The sequence below is a fragment of the Cellulosimicrobium sp. E-16 genome (assembly GCF_049913115.1).
GTDB lineage: Bacteria > Actinomycetota > Actinomycetes > Actinomycetales > Cellulomonadaceae > Cellulosimicrobium.
In genome coordinates, this window is the sequence record NZ_CP183974.1 from 1978848 (window position 1) to 1997861 (window position 19014).

The window sequence follows — 19014 nt, forward strand, 5'->3', positions numbered from 1 at the left end:
CGGAGCATCTTGGTGAACGGCAGGTAGGCCTTGCTGACCTCGCCGCCCCAGACGAACGACTCGACGAGGACGAAGAGCGCGTACGCGCGCGCCCCGTCCGGCCCCTCGGCCTCGACGCGCTCGACCTCGGCCGCGGCGGCCGTGGAGCGGGCGAGGCCGTAGGGCATGCGGCGGACGTCGTACAGCGCGGCGTTCACCTGGTCCACGGACCGGGTCATCGGGTCTCCTCGTCGGTGTTCTGGTCGGTGTGCTGGTCGGGACGGGAGGTCGCGAGGGCGCGGGCCAGCAGGAGCGACAGCGAGTCGTTCATGAGCGCGGCCTCGACGGGCTGGAGTGCCTTGCCCGACGCCAGCACCGCGGTCACGTACAGGGACCGGGCACCCGCGGCACGGACCTCCGCGTCGGGGCTCGCGAGCAGGTCGCGCACCGTGCCGTTCGCGTCGTTGAGGACCAGCCGACGGGGGCGGGCCGGGCCGCTGAGACCCGCGAGGATCTCGCCCCACAGGTCGTCCGTCTCGGCCACGCGCGCCGCCTCGCGCGCGTGGTCGCCGTCGCGGTCGTGCAGCAGCATCGCGGGCAGGGCGTCCGGCTCGTACCGGCGCAGCACCACGTCGCAGTCCTGCTCGGCGAGCGCGGCGTCGACCGACGCGAGCGCGTCCGCGACCTCGAGCTCGCGCAGCGGCTCGACCTCGGCGAGGACGTGCGCGACGTCGGTGGCGGAGACCGGCGACAGCCTCCACTGCGGGAACCGCGCCGCGACGCGCTCGAGCAGGTCTGCGTCGTAGACGTACCCGCCGTTGACGACCGCCAGGCCCTGGGCGGCCGCGACCGGGGCGATGCGGCGGAACTCCTCGACGCTCGAGGAGTAGAGCAGGCGGCCCTCCGGGTGAGCCTCCGCCAGGTCGGCGAGCGTCCCCGTCCCGGCGGTCGTCTCGAACGGCAGCACGCGCGCCGCGACGTCGAGCATCTCGTCGTCGGTGAGCGCGAGGGCCCGGACCGCGAGGTGGTGGGTCTCCAGGAACCGCCGCGCGAGGACGGTGTCCGCCGCGAGCGTCTCGAGCAGCCACCGGCGGACCTGCGCGCCGAGCGCGTCGCGGGTCGCGAGCAGGACCTCGTCCTCGTACAGGCCCTCGCGCGACGCGGTCGGACGCAGCACGGACGTGTCGAGGACGCACCGGACGAAGAACGCCCACGGGGGCAGCAGGTCGTCGACCGCGCTGCCGAGCAGCATGCGCTTGAGGTAGACCCGGTGCCGCGCCGTGGTCGTCGGCGCGACCGCGGCCGGGAGCACGTACGCCACGCCGGACAGGCCCGCGAGGGGCAGGTCGAGGTCGATCCGGGCGAGCGGGCGGAAGCCCAGCGTCCGCTCGGCGTAGCCCGTCAGGGCCGCGTCGCGCGCGGCGGGCGTCGGGTGCGCGGCCCGCCAGGGGAGCTCGTCGCCGCTCAGCCGGCGCAGCACGACTCGGGCGTCCGCCCCGTCCGCGGTCTCGCCGTCGAGACGAGTCTCGACGAGCAGCTCGACGGGCAGGAGCGAGCCGAAGTCCTGCGCGAGCGCGACCACCGTCTCCGGTGCGAGCCAGTGCTCGGTGTCCCGGCGCGGGCGCAGCCGCACGACGCTCCCCGGCTCCGCGGGCGCGTCCGGGTCGTCCGGGCCCAGCTCGACGAGCTCGTACCGCCCGTCCGCCCGGCCGCGCCAGCGGACCGGGGCCGCCCGTCCTCCCGAGGGCGACGGGCGGGCGGAGCGCGACACGAGCTCGATCTCGTCGGCGACCATGAACGCCGAGAGCAGCCCGATGCCGAACTGGCCCAGGAACTCCTCGCGCCCCGAGCCCAGCTCGACGTCGCGCTTGGAGCTGCGCCCGATGGTCGCGAGCAGCTCCTGCGCCTCGACGCGGGTCAGGCCGACGCCTGAGTCGTGCACCTCGAGACCGCCGTCCGGGAGCGGGCGCAGCAGGATACGGCTCGGGGCCTCCGGGCCCTCCAGGGCGACCCGCGCCGTGATCGCGTCGACCCCGTTCTGCAACAGCTCGCGCAGGTACACGCGCGGGCTGGAGTAGAGGTGCCGGGCGAGGAGGTCCACGACGCCCCGCAGGTCGACCTGGAACGCCGCCGTCGCCTCCCCGCCCGGGGCCGTGCCGTGCGGGTCGCCCCCGCCGTCGGTGCGCTCGTGCGCCGCGCTCACCGCGCCTCGACGTCGGCGGTGCCGTCGATGACCACGCCCTGCGCCGCCGTGTCGGGGAAGCGCTCGTCGAGCGCGTCGAAGAACTGGAGGCCCGTGAAGAGGCCGCACTCGACGAGCTGACCGAGCTGGTCGTCCGCCGCGCCGAACTCGAGGTCGGTCGCGACCTCGGTGTACACGGCGACCTGGTCGTCCTCGACCCGCGTGTAGACCTTGGGCCAGATCTTGTCGCGGTTGAACTCGTTGGCGACGAGCACGACCTGCGCCTCCGCCGTGGCGGGCAGCGTCCGGTTCCACCGGCCGCGGACCTGGAGGATCTCCTGCTTCTCGCCCATGAGGAAGAAGAAGAACACCTTGCCGTCCCAGTTGCCGCCGAGGTCCCCGTCGGAGTCGACGAAGTACTTCCAGTCGCGGCTCTTGAGGAACGCCTCGACCCGCTCGCGCGTCAGCGGCGCGTTCTGGCTCGTCGGGGCGGCGTCCGGCTTGGTGAAGAAACCCATGTGCTCGAGTCCTTTGTCGTCTGTACGTGGTCGGTGGAGGGCCCGCGAGCAGGCGGGCCGTCCACCGGACACACTACGCATCCCCGCCCACACGGCCCCGGCCCGGCGGGCCCGGCCGGTACCGTTGCGCGGGTGAAAACCGAGCACGACCCGACCGGCGCGCAGGACGGGGACGACCAGCACGACCGCCGCGTCGTCGTGGCCGTCGTGGGCCCGACCGCCACGGGCAAGTCGGACCTCGCCCTCGACCTGGCCGAGCGGTTGTCCGTCCCCGGGGTGCCGGCGGAGGTCGTCAACGCCGACGCCTACCAGCTCTACCGCGGCATGGACGTCGGCACCGCGAAGGTCCCCGTCGACGAGCGTCGCGGCGTGCGTCACCACCTGCTCGACGTGATCGACCCCGTCGAGGACGCGTCGGTCGCGCGCTACCAGGCCGAGGCCCGGCGCGTGCTCGACGAGATCGCCGCGCGCGGGGCGCGCGCCGTCGTCGTGGGAGGGTCCGGCCTGTACGTGCGCGCGCTCCTCGACGACATGCGGTTTCCCGGTACGGACCCCGCGGTGCGCGCGGTGCTCGAGGCACGCGCCGAGGCCGAGGGGACGCGCGTGCTGCACGACGAGCTGGCGCGGCGCGACCCCGCGGCCGCCGCGAGCATCGGCCCCGCCAACACGCGGCGGGTCGTCCGCGCGCTGGAGGTCATGGAGCTCACGGGCGAGCCCTTCACGGCGAACCTCCCGCGGCAGGCCTACGTGCGTCCGACCGTCCAGGTCGGTCTCGACTGCGACCGCGATGTCCTCGACGCGCGCGTGGCCGGACGCGTCGAGCGCATGTGGGCGCAGGGGCTCGTCGACGAGGTGCGCCGCGTGGAGGCGCAGGGCATGGGCCGGACGGCGCGCCGCGCCGTCGGGTACGCCGAGGTCCTGGCCGCGCTCCACGGCGAGACGACCGAGGACGCGGCGCGCGAGGCGGTCACCGCCAACACGCGACGCCTCGCCCGGAAGCAGATGGGCTGGTTCGGACGCGACCCGCGCGTGCACTGGCTCGACGCGCAGTCCCCGACCCGTGTCGAGGACGCGCTCGCGCTCGTGGCCCGGGGCGACGAGCGCGCGGACGCCGTCGCTCGGGGCGAGGTCCCCGAGCCGGACGAAGCGGACGGCGACGCCCCGGTGCGCCGTAGTCTGGGCTCATGACGCGCACCCGCTTCACCAAGGGACACGGGACCCGCAACGACTTCGTGCTGCTCGCGGACACGAAGGGCGAGCTCGACCTCACGCCGGAGCTCGTGCGCGCGCTCGCGGACCGCCGTGGCGGGATCGGTGGCGACGGCGTCATCCGCCTCGTGCCGACCGCGCTCGTGCCCGAGTCGCGCGAGGTCCTCGCCGAGGACCCCCACGCCATCTGGTTCATGGACTACCGCAACGCCGACGGATCGGTCGCCGAGATGTGCGGCAACGGCGTGCGCGTGTTCGCCGCGTTCGCCGAGCGACTCGGGCTCGTGAGCTTCGCGGGCGGGACCGAGGTGCCCGTCGGGACGCGCGCGGGCGTCAAGCGCGTGCGCAAGGAGGCCGACGGCTGGTTCGCGGTCGACATGGGCCGCTGGTTCCTGCCCGGCGGCCGTCCCGCGCTGCACGACGGCTACGACGCGACGGTGGTCGTGCGCGGCTGGGAGGTCCCGCGCCCCGCGCTGAGCGTCGACCTCGGCAACCCCCACACCGTGCTCGCCGTCGCGCGCGAGGACCTGCTCGACCGCGCCGACCTCACCGAGGCGCCCGTCGTCGAGCCGCACCCGGCGCACGGGACGAACGTCGAGCTCGTGGTGCCGCTCGGCGAGACGACGGCCGACGACGGCACGCTCGTCGGGCGCGTCCGCATGCGCGTCCACGAGCGCGGGGTCGGGGAGACGCCGTCGTGCGGCACCGGCGCGTGCGCCGCGGCGCTCGCGGTCCGCGTCTGGGGCGGCCCGGACGCGCCGGACACCTGGCTCGTCGACGTCCCGGGCGGGACCGTCCGCGTGAGGGCGCTCGAGGGAGACCGGGTCGAGCTCGCGGGGCCCGCCGAGCTCGTGTACGCGGGCGAGGTCGACCTCGCGTCGTTCCTGCCCGCCCCCTCCGTGACGGGGACCGAGGACGCCGACGACACGGTGCCCGAGAGCGACGACGGGTCGGAGAGCGCCCCACGCGTCGACACCGACGAGGTCGTCCCTGACGGGACGCCGGAGGCGGAGCGCACCGCGGTCTGACGGACGGCCGCCACGGGCGGTGCGGCGGTCCGGCTCAGCCCGGCGCCACGACCTCCAGGACCCGGAAGCCCTTCGCGCTCGCGGCGCGCTCGACGACCGCGCCCGGCAGGAGCGGCGGCAGCGCCTCGCCCAGCCAGCGCTGGAGCGAGTCCGACCCGAGGTTGCGCTGCACGACGAGGTGCGCGCTCGCGCCCCGCGCGAGGCGCGGGAGCCAGTGCAGCAGCATCGCGTGGAGGACGTCCTTGCCGACCCGGATCGGCGGGTTGGACCACAGCGCGGCGAACGCGACGTCGTCGGGAACGTCGTCGGGGACGACGGCACGGACGTTCGTCAGGCCCAGCCGCTCCGCGTTGCGACGCACGAGGTCGAGCGCGCGCTCGTTGACGTCGACGGCCCACACGGTCGCGTCGGGAGCCTCGAGCGCCATGGTCAGCGCGACGGGGCCCCAGCCGCAGCCGAGGTCGAGGACGTGCGCCGGGCCGCCGCCGGCCCGCGCCGTCACGACCTCGTCGAGCGACGGGGTGGTGCGGAGCAGGACCTGCGTGCCAAGGTCGAGGCGACCGGGGGAGAAGACGCCGGACGCGACCTCGACCTCCACGTCCCGGCCGGCCAGGCGCACGGAGATCGTGCGGCGCTCGGCGGCGGACGCCGGCTTCGCGGTGAAGTAGTGGTCGTGCGAGCCGTCCTGCGCGGGGTCGGCGGCGGGGTCCTGGTCCTCGGTCACGTCGGCCGATCCTACGCGGCAGGCTCCCGGACGACGGCGACCGGGCCCGTCCAGCCGGGCCTCACCCGCTTATCCGCTGGCCCCGGGACGATTTCCCGTGCCACGCTTGTTCTCCTACCACGGCGCAGGAGCGCCGCTCCCTGACGAAAGGCGGCACATGACCCAGAGCCCAGCGACTCCCACCCCGGCTCAGGACGAGCCGACCGGCGCGACGCGGGACATCGCGAGCGACGTCGTGGCGCGGGTGCTCGCTCGGGCCGGGACGGCGCGCGCCGAGGGCGGCACGGTCCACGCACGGCACGACGGCGAGCAGCTCGAGCTCGAGGAGCGCAGCGCGCTGCGCCGCGTCGTCGGTCTGTCGACCGAGCTCGAGGACGTCACCGAGGTCGAGTACCGGCAGCTGCGCCTCGAGAAGGTCGTGCTCGTCGGGCTGTGGAGCCCCGGCTCCGACCCGCGCGAGGACGGCGCGCCCTCGTCCGCGCAGGAGGCCGAGATCTCGCTGCGCGAGCTCGCGGCCCTCGCCGAGACGGCAGGCTCCCAGGTGCTCGACGGCGTGATCCAGCGCCGCGCGAAGCCCGACCCGGGCACGTACCTCGGCTCCGGCAAGGCGGCGGAGCTCGCCGACGTCGTCGCCGCCAGCGGCGCGGACACCGTCGTGATCGACGGCGAGCTCGCGCCCTCCCAGCGGCGTGCGCTCGAGGACATCGTCAAGGTCAAGGTGATCGACCGGACCGCGCTGATCCTCGACATCTTCGCCCAGCACGCGAAGTCCAGGGAGGGCAAGGCCCAGGTCGAGCTCGCCCAGCTCGAGTACCTCCTCCCGCGCCTGCGCGGGTGGGGCGAGTCGATGTCCCGGCAGGCCGGCGGTCAGGTCGGCGGCGCCGGCGCGGGCATGGGGTCGCGAGGTCCCGGTGAGACGAAGATCGAGCTGGACCGCCGCCGCATCCGCAACCGCATGGCGAAGCTGCGCCGCGAGATCCAGGCGATGGCCCCGGGCCGGGAGACCAAGCGCGCGTCGCGCAAGCGGCACGCGATCCCGTCCGTCGCGATCGCCGGGTACACGAACGCGGGCAAGTCGAGCCTGCTCAACGCCATCACGGGAGCGGGCGTGCTCGTCGAGAACGCGCTGTTCGCGACCCTCGACCCGACGGTGCGCCGCACGCGTACCGAGGACGGTCGCGTCTACACGCTCGCCGACACCGTCGGGTTCGTGCGGGCGTTGCCGCACCAGCTCGTCGAGGCGTTCCGCTCGACGCTCGAGGAGGTCGGCGACGCCGACCTGCTGCTCCACGTGGTGGACGCGTCGCACCCCGACCCTGAGGGCCAGATCGCGGCGGTCCGGCACGTCCTGGCCGACATCCCGGGCGTGGAGGACGTGCCCGAGGTGATCGTCCTCAACAAGGCGGACCTCGCGGACCCGGAGACGATCGCGCGGATCCGGCTGCGCGAGCGGCGCACGGTGGTGGTCTCGGCGCACACGGGCGAGGGGATCGAGCACCTGCGCGAGCTCATCGCGCACGAGCTGCCCCGTCCCGACGTCGAGATCGACGTCGTCGTGCCCTACCACCGTGGCGACCTCGTGCACCGCGTGCACACCGAGGGCGAGATCGACCACGAGGAGCACACGCCCGAGGGCACGCTCCTGCGCGGGCGCGTCGCCCAGGCGCTCGCGACCGAGCTCGTCGGGGCCTCGACCCAGGGCTGAGCGCGTCGCGCCGGGAGACCCGGCCCGGCGTCCTCCACGACCCCGCACGGCGCGCGCCGTGCGGGGTCGCGCCGTGCCCGGGCCGCCGTCCACAGGGCCGCCGCCCCGTGGGCGCCCGACCGTAGACTCGGCGGGTGCCCCCCTCCACACGACCCGCCCCCGACCGCGTCGACGCCGAGGGGCCGGGCACGACGGCCGGCACCTCGAGTGGTGACGTGCCCGACGTCGACGCGCTGCTCGACGTCGCCGTCACGCGCCTCGGCGGCGCGCGACGCGACGGCCAGCACGCGATGGCGCGCGCGGTCACCGAGGCGATCGAGGCGTCGGAGCACCTCGTCGTCCAGGCGGGCACGGGCACCGGAAAGTCGCTCGGGTACCTCGTGCCGGCCGTACGGCACGCCGTCGCGACCGACGAGCGGGTGATCGTCTCGACCGCGACCCTCGCGCTCCAGCGCCAGGTCATCACGCGCGACCTGCCGCTCGTCGCCGACGCGGTGGCCGACCGTCTCCCGCGCCCCGCGACCATCGCGCTCCTCAAGGGGTGGCACAACTACCTGTGCGTCCACAAGGTCGCGGGCGGGTACCCGGCCGACGAGCCGACGCTCTTCGACCTGCCGGGCGAGTCCGCGGGCGCCGCCGACCACCCCGCCGCGCGGGGCGGGACCAGCGCAGCCGCGCTGGGCGAGCAGGTCGTGCGTCTGCGGGAGTGGGCCGACGAGACGTCGACCGGTGACCGGGACGACTTGGTGCCCGGCGTGAGCGACAAGGCGTGGCGCCAGGTCTCCGTCACCGCGCTCGAGTGCCTCGGGCAGCGGTGCCCGATGCTCGCCGAGTGCTTCCCCGAGAAGGCGCGCGCGACGGCCCGCGAGGCCGACGTCGTCGTGACCAACCACGCGATGCTCGGCATCGCCGCGATGGGGTCGCCCGGCGTGCTGCCCGAGCACGACGTGCTCGTCGTCGACGAGGCGCACGAGCTCGCGGACCGCGTGACGGCGGCCGCGACGGTCGACCTGTCGGTGCCGGCGATCGAGAGCGCGGCGCGCCTCGCGCGCCGGCACGGCGGCGTCACGACGGACGCGCTCGACGCGGCGTCGGCGGCGTTCGGGACGGTCGTCGGTGCGCTGCCCGCCGAGCGGTTCCCGGACGGGCTGCCCGACGGCGCGCGGTCGGCCGTCGCGGCGGTGCGCGACGCCGCGCGCGAGGTCCTCTCGACCCTCAAGCCGGAGACCGGGGTGACCAAGCCCGCCCAGCCGGACTCCGGGCTGAAGATGGCCCAGTCGACCATGCTCCAGCTCTTCGAGGTCGCCGAGCGCATGGCCGCCGACCCGACCGGGCACGACGTGCTCTGGTGCTCGCGGCCCGGCGAGGGCGGCTGGTCGGCCGACCGGTTCGGCGAGGGCGCGAGCCGCCTGCACGCCGCCCCGCTGGGCGTCGCCGGCCTCATCCGCACGCACCTGCTCGCCGAGCGGACCGGGGTGTTCACGTCCGCGACGCTCGCGCTCGGAGGAAGCTTCGACGCCGTGGCGCGCACCTTCGGCCTCGGGAGCGATGGCGAGGGCGGTGACGCCGACGCGCCGCGGTGGGGCGGGCTCGACGTCGGCAGCCCGTTCGACTACGCGCGGCAGGGCATCCTCTACGTCGCCAAGCGCCTGCCCACGCCGGGCCGCGAGGCGTCCACGGAGCACCAGCTCGACGAGATCGCCGCGCTCGTGGAGGCCGCGGGCGGGCGCACGCTCGGCCTGTTCTCGTCACGCCGCGCCGCGGTCGCTGCGGCGGAGGCGATGCGCGAGCGGCTCGACGTGCCGATCCTGTGCCAGGGCGACGACCAGCTCCCGACGCTCGTGCGCGAGTTCGCCGACGACCCGGCGACGTGCCTGTTCGGCACCCTGTCGCTGTGGCAGGGAGTCGACGTCCCAGGGCCGTCGTGCCAGCTCGTGCTCATCGACCGCATCCCGTTCCCGCGCCCGGACGACCCGGTCAAGTCGGCTAGGGCCCGTGCGGTCGAGGCCGCGGGCGGCAACGGGTTCATGCAGGTCTCCGCGACGCACGCCGCGCTCCTGCTGGCGCAGGGCGCCGGTCGGCTCGTGCGGTCCACTGCGGACCGGGGCGTGGTCGCGGTCCTCGACCCGCGCCTCGTGACCGCGCGCTACGGCTCGTTCCTCGCGCGCTCGATGCCGGGGTTCTGGCAGACGACCGACCGCGACGTCGCTACCGCTGCGCTGCGGCGCCTCGCCGCCCTAGGCTGAGTCCTTTCCCGGAGCATCAGGGATCCCACCGAACTCTCACGGAGGCGAGATGACGACGAGCACGTCCCCGCACGGCACCGGCGACGCGACCGCGGGCGGTCCAGGAGGGGCCGCACGGACCACCAAGCTGGCGATCGTCGGCGCGGGTGCCGTCGGGTCGACGCTGGCGTACGCGGCCCTCATGCGCGGGGCCGCGCGCACGGTGGCGCTCCTGGACGTGAACCGGGCGAAGGTCGAGGCGGAGGTGCTCGACCTCCAGCACGGCATCCAGTTCATGCCGATGGCCCGGGTCGAGGGCTCGGACGACGTCGCGGTGTGCGCCGGGGCGGACGTGGTCGTCGTGACGGCCGGGGCGAAGCAGAAGCCGGGCCAGACGCGGCTCGACCTCGCCGAGGGCACGATCGGCCTCATGCGGACGATCCTGCCCGGGCTGGTGGAGGTCGCCCCGGACGCGGTCTACGTCATGGTGACCAACCCCGTCGACATCGTCACGTACGCGGCGCTCAAGTTCTCGGGGCTGCCGCCGACGCAGCTCTTCGGCAGCGGGACGGTGCTCGACTCGTCGCGCCTGCGCTTCCTCGTGGCCCAGCACTGCGGCGTCGCGGTGCAGAACGTCCACGCGTACATCGCGGGCGAGCACGGCGACAGCGAGATCCCGCTGTGGAGCTCGGCGACCATCGGCGGCGTGCCGCTCCTCGAGTGGCCCGGCCTCGGCGGGCGGGGGCCCTTGACGGGGGAGGTCCGTGACGACATCGCGCGCGAGGTGGTGCAGTCGGCCTACCGGATCATCGAGGGCAAGGGCGCGACCAACTACGCAGTCGGGCTCGCGGGCACGCGCATCATCGAGGCCGTGCTCGACGACGAGCACCGCATCCTGCCGGTCTCGACGCTCCTCGACGGCGCGTACGGGCTCGACGACGTGTGCCTCTCGCTTCCGACGCTGGTCGACCGCCGGGGCGCCGCCGAGCGGGTCGAGGTCCCGCTGGCCGACGCGGAGCTCGCCGGCCTGCGCTCGTCCGCCGAGTCGCTGCGCGCCGTCGCCCGCCGCTTCGGTCTCTGACCGACCGGGGCTCGTCGCGTCGGTCTCTGACCGACCGGGCCCGCGCACCGCGAGAGCCGGGTGGTCGACGACCACCCGGCTCTCGGCGTGCTGAGGGGAGGACCCTGTCGCTCAGAGGCTGCGCAGGACGGAGACGACGCGCCCGAGGACCTGGGCGTCGTCGCCCGGGATCGGGTCGTACGCGGCGTTGTGCGGCATGAGCCACACGTGGCCGTCCGCGCGACGCAGGGACTTCACCGTGGCCTCGCCGTCGATCATCGCCGCGACGATCTCGCCGTTCTCCGCGACCGGCTGGCGGCGCACGACGACCCAGTCTCCGTCGCAGATCGCGGCGTCGATCATCGAGTCGCCCTGGACCCGCAGGAGGAAGAGCTCGCCCTCGCCGACGAGCTGGCGGGGCAGCGGGAAGACGTCCTCGACGACCTGCTCCGCGAGGATCGGCCCGCCAGCGGCGATGCGTCCGACGACCGGGACGTACGACGGCGCGGGGTGCGCCTCGTCGTACGTGGGCTGGGGCGCGGCGCCCGCCGCCCCGAGCGGGGTCGCGCGGCGCGCGTCGTCCGGCTGGACGACCTCGATCGCGCGGGGACGGTTCGGGTCGCGGCGCAGGAAGCCCTTGCGCTCGAGCGTCGTGAGCTGGTGCTTCACGGACGACGGGCTCGTCAGGCCCACGGCCTCGCCGATCTCTCGCATGCTCGGCGGGTAGCCACGCTGCTCGACGCATGCGCGGATGGTCTCGAGCACGAGGCGCTGCCGCGGCGTGAGCCCGTCACCCCCTGCCGACCCGTCCGGGAGCTCGCGCACCTCGGCGAGCCCCCGTGCCCTGTCCGTGCCTCGTGCCGCCATGGTCGCTCCGCCTTCGTCCGTCGCGGCCGCCGACGCCTCCCGGCCTGCGGCCTCCCCTCCCCGGGACGTGCGCCCCGGGACCTCGGTCGTTCCTCCAGGTCCGAGCGGACATGTCCGGCGAACCGACCTGACCCCAGGCTAGGGGAGGTTGCGACACGAATCAAACACCTGTTCGAGCATGTCTCGACTCTGTCGGTCGTTCGTGATAGACCTTCGTACAGATGTTCTACGTACACGTGTTCGATCAACCTGGTCGGCGCGCAGACGAAGGGCTCGCGGCGTCCGATCGACCGGGGAAGGCGATCGGGCCCGCGAGCCGGGACGGAGCAGGCATGGATGCGATGGCGATCTCGACGATCGGGCCGCTCGGCCCCTCGGGCGGAGTTGCGGCGCCGGGGCGCGCGGGAGAGCGACCACTGCGGCTCACGCGGCGGGGTCGCGTGGTCCTCGTGCTCCTCGCGGCCGTGGTGCTGCTGCTCGCCGCGCGCGTGGGCGTCGCCGTCGCGAGTGGACCAGGTGAGCCTGTGGAGGTCCGGGTCCACGTCGTGGCCGCGGGGGAGACGCTGTGGGAGCTCGCGCAGGGCGTAGCGGCTCCGGGCGAGGATCTCCGGGACGTCGTGAGCGGGCTCGCCGAGCTCAACGGGCTCTCGTCGTCCGGCCTCCAGGCCGGGCAGAAGATCCTTCTCCCGGCATCGGCGTAGGAGCCGCGCCGTCCGTCGTCGTCGGCGGGCCCGACTCCGGTGTGGCGCAGGACACGGCAGGAAACCCTCGTGTGTCGGGGTGCAGGGGTTGCATCCCTGATTAGGCCCACCTAAGTTAGTCTCACCTCACAACGCCGGCTGGGGGGCTGGGCGGACGAGGCGAGGAGCACGCGGTCCACCGCGACTCCTGTGCACGTCGCCGCGCGTGAGGCGAGTCACGCGCGTGATGGGGACGGGGGCGTCCCGACGGGGGCGGTCGACCACGACCGCCCCCGTTCTGCTGTCCACGGGCGGCCTCCTGCGCGCGGTCGTCCCACCCTCCGCGGGCCCCGAGGTCGGAGGCGTGTTGCACCGCCCTGCCGCGACGGCATACGTTCGTCGCGCCGACCCGTCGGCGCGAACCCGCGGAGGAGCCTGCCATGCACTGCCCGTTCTGCCGCCACGCGGACTCCCGCGTCGTCGACTCGCGCACCTCGGACGACGGCGCGTCGATCCGTCGGCGTCGTCAGTGCCCCGAGTGCAACCGCCGCTTCACGACGATCGAGACCGCGAGCCTGTCCGTGGTCAAGCGCTCGGGCGTCACGGAGCCCTTCTCGCGCGAGAAGATCGTCAACGGCGTGCGCAAGGCCTGCCAGGGGCGCCCCGTCAACGAGGACGACCTCGCGGTGCTCGCGCAGCGCGTGGAGGAGACGATCCGGGCGAGCGGCAGCGCCGAGCTCGACGCGTACGAGATCGGGCTCGCGATCCTCGGGCCGCTGCGTGAGCTCGACGAGGTCGCCTACCTGCGCTTCGCGAGCGTCTACCAGGCGTTCGACTCGCTCGAGGACTTCGAGAGCGCGATCACCTCGCTCCGGGTCGAGCGCGAGGAGCGCGAGTCGGCGGCGCAGGCCGAGGGCACGGACGACGCCGCCGCGGACGCGAGCGAGGAGCCCGCGCCGCAGGCCTGAGGCGGCGACACCGCGCTCCGTCTTTCGTCCCCGCGTCGCCATCGGACCGCGCCTGCGGTGCTACAGGTCGCTGGACCGCGACGCCCAGATGTTGATGCCCGTGTCCGCGGGCAGCGCGTCGACGGCCGCGAGCTCCTCGGCGGAGAGACCTGGCGCGTCGAGCGCGGCGAGGTTCTCGTCGAGCTGGCGCGTCGAGCTCGCGCCGAGCAGGACCGAGGTGACGCGCTCGTCCCGCATCGCCCAGAGGATCGCCGTCGTGGCGAGGCTGCGTCCGTGGGCACGGGCGAGGCCGTCGAGCCGGCGCACGTGGTCGAGGTTCGCGTCCGAGAGGAACGCCGGGCGCAGCGGTCCGCCGCGGGCCGCTCGGGAGTCGTCCGGGACCCCGCGCAGGTACCGGTCGGTGAGCATCCCCTGGGCGAGCGGCGAGAAGGCCACGACGCCCAGGCCCTCGGCCCCGGCGACGTCGAGCACGGACGCGCCCGCGGGATCGTGCGGGTCGGGCTCCTCGACCCACCGGTTGAGCATCGAGTACGACACCTGGGTCACGACGAGGTCGACCCCGAGCCGCTCCGCGACACGCAGGGCCTCCCGGGTGCGGCGCGCCGAGTAGGAGGAGATGCCTGCGTACCGCGCGCGTCCCGAGCGGACCGCGGTGGCGAGCGCGCCGACGGTCTCCTCGAGCGGCGTCGTCGGGTCGAAGCGATGGGAGTAGAAGATGTCGACGTGGTCGAGCCCGAGCCTGCGCAGCGACGCGTCGAGGGAGGAGAGCAGGTACTTGCGGGAGCCGCCCTCGCCGTAAGGACCGGGCCCCATGCGGTAGCCGGCCTTGGTCGTCACGACGAGCTCGTCGCGGACCCGCCGCAGCTCGCGCGCGAGCAGGCGCCCCAGCGACTCCTCCGCCGCTCCGCCCGGTGGGCCGTAGTTGTTCGCGAGGTCGAGGTGGGTCACCCCGCGGTCGACCGCGTGCAGCACGATCTCGCGCTGGGTCGCCCGAGGGTCGGCGTCGCCGAAGTTCTGCCACAGCCCCAGCGAGACGGTCGGTAGCGCGAGCCCGGAACGACCGAGACGGCGGTGCGGCAGCGAGGCGCGGTCCGTGGGCGACGGCGGCGCGGCCGGTCGGGCGGCGGGAGCGGGGGAGGCGTCGGGCGGCACGGTGCCGACGCTACCCGACGCCGTCCGACGGCCGCCGGGGAGCCAGCGGGCCGGGGGACAAATCAGGTGGCGTCCGGCGACAGGGTGCGGGAGGCTGACGAGGTGCCCGCACCGTCGGGCCGACCGCAGTGCACGACCGAGTTCCCCACCGACGAGGAGACCGCCATGGCGTCCGACCAGCAGCGATCCGCTGCAGAGACCGCACCGACCGACGAGGCCAAGGCGAAGTTCCGGGAGGCGCTCGACCGGAAGAACGCGGCGCGCCACCGGACGGCCGACGGGGAGACCAACACCGGGTCGGTCCACGGCTCCGAGACCGTCGGCCCGGTCCAGCGCACGTTCCGCCGCAAGTCCGGCTGACCTGCGTCCCGTCGTCCGGTCGTCCCGCGCGGGGCGGCCGGACGACGCGTGTCCGGGGTCAGTCCTCCGAGCGGGCGAAGCGACGTCCCGTGAGCTCGCGGGCCTCGACCACGACCCACTCCTCGGTCGGCACGTCGACCGTGGGGACCAGCGGGTCCGCACCGTCCTGGACGGCGTCCACCTCGTGCTCGCTCCGGACCCGGTGGGCGGTCCCGCGGGCGACGACGCTCCATGCCCCGTCGTCGTCGACGTGGTCCCACTCGAGCGCGACGCGCTCGTTGGTCGCGAGGGTCGCGAGCTTGGTCCCCGGCACGGTGCGGAACGCGAGCGTGCGCTCGTGCGCCCGCACGGTGACGGGGTAGATGTCCGGCTCGCCCCGCACGCTCACGGCGAGGCGTGCGACGTGGGTCCCCTCCACGAGCTCCCACGACGCGTCGGCGTCGAGGATCTGCGGCCCGTCGTGCGTGTATCCGGTCATGCCTCATCGTGGCACCGACGCGGACGGGGCGCTCAGCGGCGAAGGTCACGCCGCCCGAGGACCTTCGCCGCGTGCGCCGGGCGACCGGCGCACGCGGCGAGATCGCTCGCGGTGGGCGTCAGTCCAGGACGCGCAGGGCGATCGTCTGCTCCATCGCCGCCAGCGCGTCGATCACGGCGGGCTCGACGCGCGAGCCGACGTCGGTGACGACGTAGCCGATCTCGCCACGGGTGGCGAGCAGCTGGCCCTCGATGTTCGTACCGTGCTCCGCGAGCGTCGCGTTGACGGCCGCGAGGACGCCCGGCGTGTTCCGGTGCAGGTGCGTGATGCGCGTGATCCCGGTGGTCTGCTCGAGCGCGAGGTTCGGCACGTTGACGCTGAGCGTCGTCGACCCCGTCGTGAGGTAGTCGCGCAGCTTGGCCGACACGAACTGGCCGATCGCCTCCTGCGCCTCCTCCGTCGAGCCGCCGATGTGCGGGGTGAGGATGACGTTCGGCAGGCCGCGCAGCTCGGAGTCGAACGCGTCGCCCTTGCGCTTGGGCTCGTGCGGAAACACGTCGACCGCCGCGCCGGCCACACGGCCCTCGACGATCGCCTCGCGCAGCGCGCCGTAGTCCACGACGAACCCGCGCGACAGGTTGAGGAAGATCGAGCCCTGGCGCATGCGGGCGAACTGCTTGGCGCCGAACAGCCCGGCGTTGCCCTGGCGGCCGTCGACGTGCAGCGTGACGACGTCCGCCTGCTCGAGCAGCTCGTCGAGCGTGTCCATGCGGCGCGCGTTGCCGAGCGCGAGCTTCTCCGCCGTGTCGTAGAAGACCACGGACATGCCGAGGTTCTCCGCCACGACCGAGAGCTGGGTGCCGATGTTGCCGTAGCCCACGATGCCGAGCGTGCGGCCCCGGACCTCGTGCGCGCCCTCCGCCGACTTGTCCCAGCGGCCCTCGTGCAGCGCGCGGTCGCGCTCGGTGAGGCGGCGCGTGAGCGCGATGATCTCGGCGAGCGCGAGCTCGACCACGGAGCGCGTGTTCTGGAACGGGGCGTTGAACACGGCGACGCCCTGCGTCGCGGCGGAGCGCAGGTCGATCTGGTTCGTGCCGATGCAGAACGCGCCGAGCGCCACCAGGTCGGGGGCGTTCTCGAGCACGTTCGCGGTGACGTTCGTCTTGGACCGGATGCCGAGCAGGTGGACCCCGTCGAGGGCCTCGATCAGCTCGGACTCGTCGAGGGCGCCGGTGCGGACGGTGACGTCGATCCCCGCCGCCTCGAGGTTCGAGGCAGCGAGAGGGTGCAGGTTTTCAAGGAGGAGGGCGCGTAGCACGCTCCCATGGTGCGCCCGGTCCGCGGTCCGGACCAAACGGGTCTTGACCTTCGGGACGAGGTGAACGTCCGACCCGCGCGGCCCGGACCCGCCGCGTCACGGGGCGACGCGCGCACCGCCGTCCGCGTCCGTGCTCACCGGGGTGGTCGTCTGGGCGCTCGTTCGCGTCTCGGCACCCGGTCCGGTGCCGGCGACGCCCGCGGGGAGCGCGCGAGCGTGCACCACGACCAGGCGCTGGGTCGGGCGGGTCATGGCGACGTAGAGGTCCGACGCGCCTGACGGGCCGGTCGCGATGTCGGAGGGCTCCACGAGCACGACGGCGTCGAACTCCAGCCCCTTCACCTGGACCGGGTCGAGCACCGCGACCGGGGCGTCCGGACCGGCGTCCTCGAGGCCGAGAGCGACGCCCAGCTCCGCGACGGCCGGCGCGGCGGCGACGACGGCGACGCGCCCCGACTCCGCGGCGACGAACTCCGCGCGGGCGGCCTCGGCCTCGGCCCGGACCAGGGCGGCGAGGTCGTCGGGCGCCGCCTCGACGACGCGCAGCGCGTCCTCCACGTCGCGCGCGGACGTCAGCGGCGAGACCGGCAGGCCGGCGGCGAGGGCTGCGCGGCGTGCGGCGTCGGCCACGGAGGCCGGGGTGCGGTAGTTGACGGTCAGCTCGGCGAGGCGCCACGCGTCGCGGAACACCGGGTCGAGCATGCCCTTCCACGAGCGCGCGCCCGCGAGCGACGACGTCTGCGCGACGTCGCCGACGACGGTGAACGAGCGCGTCGGGCACCGGCGCACGAGCATGCGCCACGCCATCGCCGAGAGCTCCTGCGCCTCGTCGACCACGACGTGACCGTACGTCCACGTGCGGTCCTGCGCGGCGCGCTCGGCGGTCGTGAGGCGCGGGCCGCTCGCGGAGAAGCGCTCGGCCAGCACGTCCGCGCCGACGATCCCGCCGCCGGCGCCCGACGACTCGAGCACCTGCCGCGCGTACTCCAGGTCCTGCGCGCGCTGCGCCGCGCGTGCGGCGGCCTCGGCCCGCTCGGCCTGGTCGTCCTCGCCGAGCAGCTCGGCGGCCTCGTCGAGGAGCGGGACGTCCGCAGGAGTCCACGGCGATCCCTTCGGCCGTTCCAGCAGGTGCCGGTCGGCCGGCGTGAGCTCGGGCGCCGCCTCGGCGAGCCGGTGCGGCTTGGTCCAGAGGTCCTCGACGAGGCGCTCCGGCGTGAGGGGCAGCCACGCGAGGTTGAGCGCGACGCGCACGTCGCGGTGGGAGCGCAGGTCCTCGAGGGCGAGCGCGCGGTCCTCGCCGACGAGCGGCTCGCCGAGCTGGCGGCCGTACTGGTCGACGAGCCGCGAGAGCATCTCGCGGACGAACGTCACGCGCGCGAGGTTGTGAGGCTTGTGGGTCCGCCGGGCCTTGGCGATCGCGTCGCGGACGTCGCGGCGCCGGATCAGCAGGTCGTGGCCGTCGAGGCGCACCGGGACGTCCGCCGCGGGCACGCGCTCGCGCGCGCGCACCGCGCGTCGCACCGCCCGGGCCATGACGGCCCGGCCCTTGACGCGGGCGACGCGGGGGTCCTCCGCGCCGTCGGCGACGACGCCGGGGAGGAGGTCGGCGATCGTCGTGCTGACGACCCCGGTCTCGCCGAGCGACGGCAGCACCTGGTCGATGTAGCGCAGGAACGAGTGGCTCGGACCGACGAGGAGGACGCCCGAGCGCTCCAGCACCCTCCGGTGCGCGTAGAGAAGGTACGCGGCGCGGTGCAGGGCGACGGCCGTCTTGCCCGTGCCCGGGCCGCCCTGGACGACGAGCGCGCCGGCCAGCCCGGACCGGATGATCGTGTCCTGCTCGGACTGGATCGTCGCGACGATGTCGCCCATGCGCCCGGTGCGGCCCGCCGCCATCGCGGCGAGGAGCGCGCCCTCGCCCGAGAGCGTCGTCCCGGTCACGGCCTCGGGCGCGTCCAGGTCCAGGAGCTCGTCCTCGAGGCCTGTCACGTCCCGCCCGCGCGTCACCAGGTGGCGCCGTCGGACGACGCCGTCGGGGTGGGCCGCCGTCGCGCGGTAGAACGACTGCGCCGCGGGCGCTCGCCAGTCGGTGAGGAGGCTCGTGTGCTCGGCGTCGGTCAGGCCGATGCGCCCGACGTAGCGGCGCGTGCCGTCGTCGAGGTCGAGCCGGCCGAACGCGAGCCGGTCCTCGACCGCGTCGAGCTGTGCGACGCGGTCCTCGTACAGCGTCGCGAACGCGTCGCGCTCGCTCCGGTTCTGCGGCGAGCCGGACGGTCCGGACCGACGGACGCCGTCGAGCCGCGCGCGGGCGGCGGCACGCAGCTCGTCGAGGCGCGCGTAGAGGGTGTCCACGACCTCCTGCTCGAGCCGGAGCTCGTCGTTGCGTCCCACGCTGTCCCTTCCCTCGGCCGGGCGTCGCGCCCGAGCACCCGCCCGTGACACGGCCGTCCATTATGGCCCACGGGCGCCCGGCCCCGGACCGGTCGTCGGCGCGTCCCGCACCCGTGACCGGGCCTGACGCGCGGCTGACGCTAGGATCGTGGGCCATGGCGACCAGAGGG

At 74.8% G+C, this 19014-nt stretch carries 16 protein-coding genes; 8 read left to right on the plus strand and 8 right to left on the minus strand.

Annotated features, from left to right (window positions below; translation table 11 throughout):
* Nucleotides 1-214: 214 nt before the first annotated feature.
* Nucleotides 215-2182, minus strand: a complete 1968-nt coding sequence (locus tag ACN9MS_RS08680; RefSeq protein ID WP_426311547.1) for an HSP90 family protein — start codon at nucleotides 2180-2182, stop codon at nucleotides 215-217.
* Nucleotides 2179-2679, minus strand: a complete 501-nt coding sequence (locus ACN9MS_RS08685; RefSeq protein WP_426311548.1) for a YbjN domain-containing protein — start codon at nucleotides 2677-2679, stop codon at nucleotides 2179-2181. Before ACN9MS_RS08685 ends, ACN9MS_RS08680 begins: the two co-directional genes overlap by 4 nt.
* A gap of 132 nt (nucleotides 2680-2811) precedes the next feature.
* Here ACN9MS_RS08685 and miaA point away from each other — a divergent pair, with 132 nt between their 5' ends.
* Entirely contained in the window at nucleotides 2812-3867 is a 1056-nt protein-coding gene (gene miaA / locus ACN9MS_RS08690; protein ID WP_426311549.1) for a tRNA (adenosine(37)-N6)-dimethylallyltransferase MiaA, read from the plus strand.
* Nucleotides 3864-4916: a diaminopimelate epimerase gene (dapF, locus tag ACN9MS_RS08695; protein ID WP_426311550.1), complete on the plus strand. Its 1053-nt coding sequence runs from the start codon at nucleotides 3864-3866 to the stop codon at nucleotides 4914-4916. Before miaA ends, dapF begins: the two co-directional genes overlap by 4 nt.
* A gap of 34 nt (nucleotides 4917-4950) precedes the next feature.
* Here the strand turns inward: dapF and ACN9MS_RS08700 are convergent, their stop codons facing one another.
* Nucleotides 4951-5640 carry a class I SAM-dependent methyltransferase gene (locus ACN9MS_RS08700; protein ID WP_426311551.1) on the minus strand — a complete coding sequence of 230 codons (690 nt, stop codon included), beginning with the start codon at nucleotides 5638-5640 and terminating at the stop codon, nucleotides 4951-4953.
* A gap of 157 nt (nucleotides 5641-5797) precedes the next feature.
* Between ACN9MS_RS08700 and hflX the strand changes: the two genes are divergently transcribed.
* The 3 genes from hflX (at nucleotide 5798) to ACN9MS_RS08715 (ending at nucleotide 10651) form a co-directional block, all read left to right on the plus strand.
* The gene (gene hflX / locus ACN9MS_RS08705; protein ID WP_426311552.1) at nucleotides 5798-7345 is read left to right on the plus strand and encodes a GTPase HflX; all 1548 of its coding nucleotides are present in this window, start codon (nucleotides 5798-5800) and stop codon (nucleotides 7343-7345) included.
* Between the two features lie 134 nt (nucleotides 7346-7479).
* Nucleotides 7480-9591, plus strand: coding sequence for an ATP-dependent DNA helicase (locus ACN9MS_RS08710; protein ID WP_426311553.1), 2112 nt, complete (start codon nucleotides 7480-7482; stop codon nucleotides 9589-9591).
* A gap of 49 nt (nucleotides 9592-9640) precedes the next feature.
* The gene (locus tag ACN9MS_RS08715; RefSeq protein ID WP_426311554.1) at nucleotides 9641-10651 is read left to right on the plus strand and encodes an L-lactate dehydrogenase; all 1011 of its coding nucleotides are present in this window, start codon (nucleotides 9641-9643) and stop codon (nucleotides 10649-10651) included.
* A 111-nt stretch (nucleotides 10652-10762) separates the two neighbouring features.
* Here ACN9MS_RS08715 and lexA read toward each other — a convergent pair whose 3' ends face one another.
* On the minus strand, nucleotides 10763-11497 hold the full coding sequence (lexA, locus tag ACN9MS_RS08720) for a transcriptional repressor LexA (RefSeq protein WP_426311555.1): 735 nt from the start codon (nucleotides 11495-11497) through the stop codon (nucleotides 10763-10765).
* Between the two features lie 332 nt (nucleotides 11498-11829).
* Here lexA and ACN9MS_RS08725 point away from each other — a divergent pair, with 332 nt between their 5' ends.
* Together ACN9MS_RS08725 and nrdR are read left to right on the plus strand one after the other, a co-directional pair.
* Nucleotides 11830-12198: a LysM peptidoglycan-binding domain-containing protein gene (locus ACN9MS_RS08725; protein WP_426311556.1), complete on the plus strand. Its 369-nt coding sequence runs from the start codon at nucleotides 11830-11832 to the stop codon at nucleotides 12196-12198.
* 419 nt (nucleotides 12199-12617) lie between these two features.
* Nucleotides 12618-13145, plus strand: a complete 528-nt coding sequence (nrdR, locus tag ACN9MS_RS08730) for a transcriptional regulator NrdR (protein ID WP_426311557.1) — start codon at nucleotides 12618-12620, stop codon at nucleotides 13143-13145.
* A 60-nt stretch (nucleotides 13146-13205) separates the two neighbouring features.
* On the opposite strand, the gene ACN9MS_RS08735 is transcribed toward nrdR, so the two are convergent.
* A complete protein-coding gene (locus ACN9MS_RS08735) occupies nucleotides 13206-14297 on the minus strand; it encodes an aldo/keto reductase (protein ID WP_426311558.1) in 1092 nt (363 codons plus the stop codon).
* Nucleotides 14298-14399: 102 nt separating this feature from the next.
* Here ACN9MS_RS08735 and ACN9MS_RS08740 point away from each other — a divergent pair, with 102 nt between their 5' ends.
* Nucleotides 14400-14657 (plus strand): DUF5302 domain-containing protein, encoded by a 258-nt coding sequence (locus ACN9MS_RS08740; protein ID WP_426311559.1) that lies wholly within the window; start codon nucleotides 14400-14402, stop codon nucleotides 14655-14657.
* Between the two features lie 58 nt (nucleotides 14658-14715).
* Here ACN9MS_RS08740 and ACN9MS_RS08745 read toward each other — a convergent pair whose 3' ends face one another.
* The 3 genes from ACN9MS_RS08745 to ACN9MS_RS08755 all read right to left on the minus strand — a co-directional run bounded on the left by ACN9MS_RS08745 (nucleotide 14716) and on the right by ACN9MS_RS08755 (nucleotide 18844).
* Nucleotides 14716-15135 (minus strand): pyridoxamine 5'-phosphate oxidase family protein, encoded by a 420-nt coding sequence (locus ACN9MS_RS08745; protein WP_426311560.1) that lies wholly within the window; start codon nucleotides 15133-15135, stop codon nucleotides 14716-14718.
* A 118-nt stretch (nucleotides 15136-15253) separates the two neighbouring features.
* Nucleotides 15254-16453: a phosphoglycerate dehydrogenase gene (gene serA / locus ACN9MS_RS08750; protein ID WP_426311561.1), complete on the minus strand. Its 1200-nt coding sequence runs from the start codon at nucleotides 16451-16453 to the stop codon at nucleotides 15254-15256.
* 96 nt (nucleotides 16454-16549) lie between these two features.
* Complete coding sequence (locus tag ACN9MS_RS08755) at nucleotides 16550-18844, minus strand: HelD family protein (protein ID WP_426311562.1); 2295 nt, start codon at nucleotides 18842-18844, stop codon at nucleotides 16550-16552.
* Nucleotides 18845-19014: the final 170 nt, after the last annotated feature.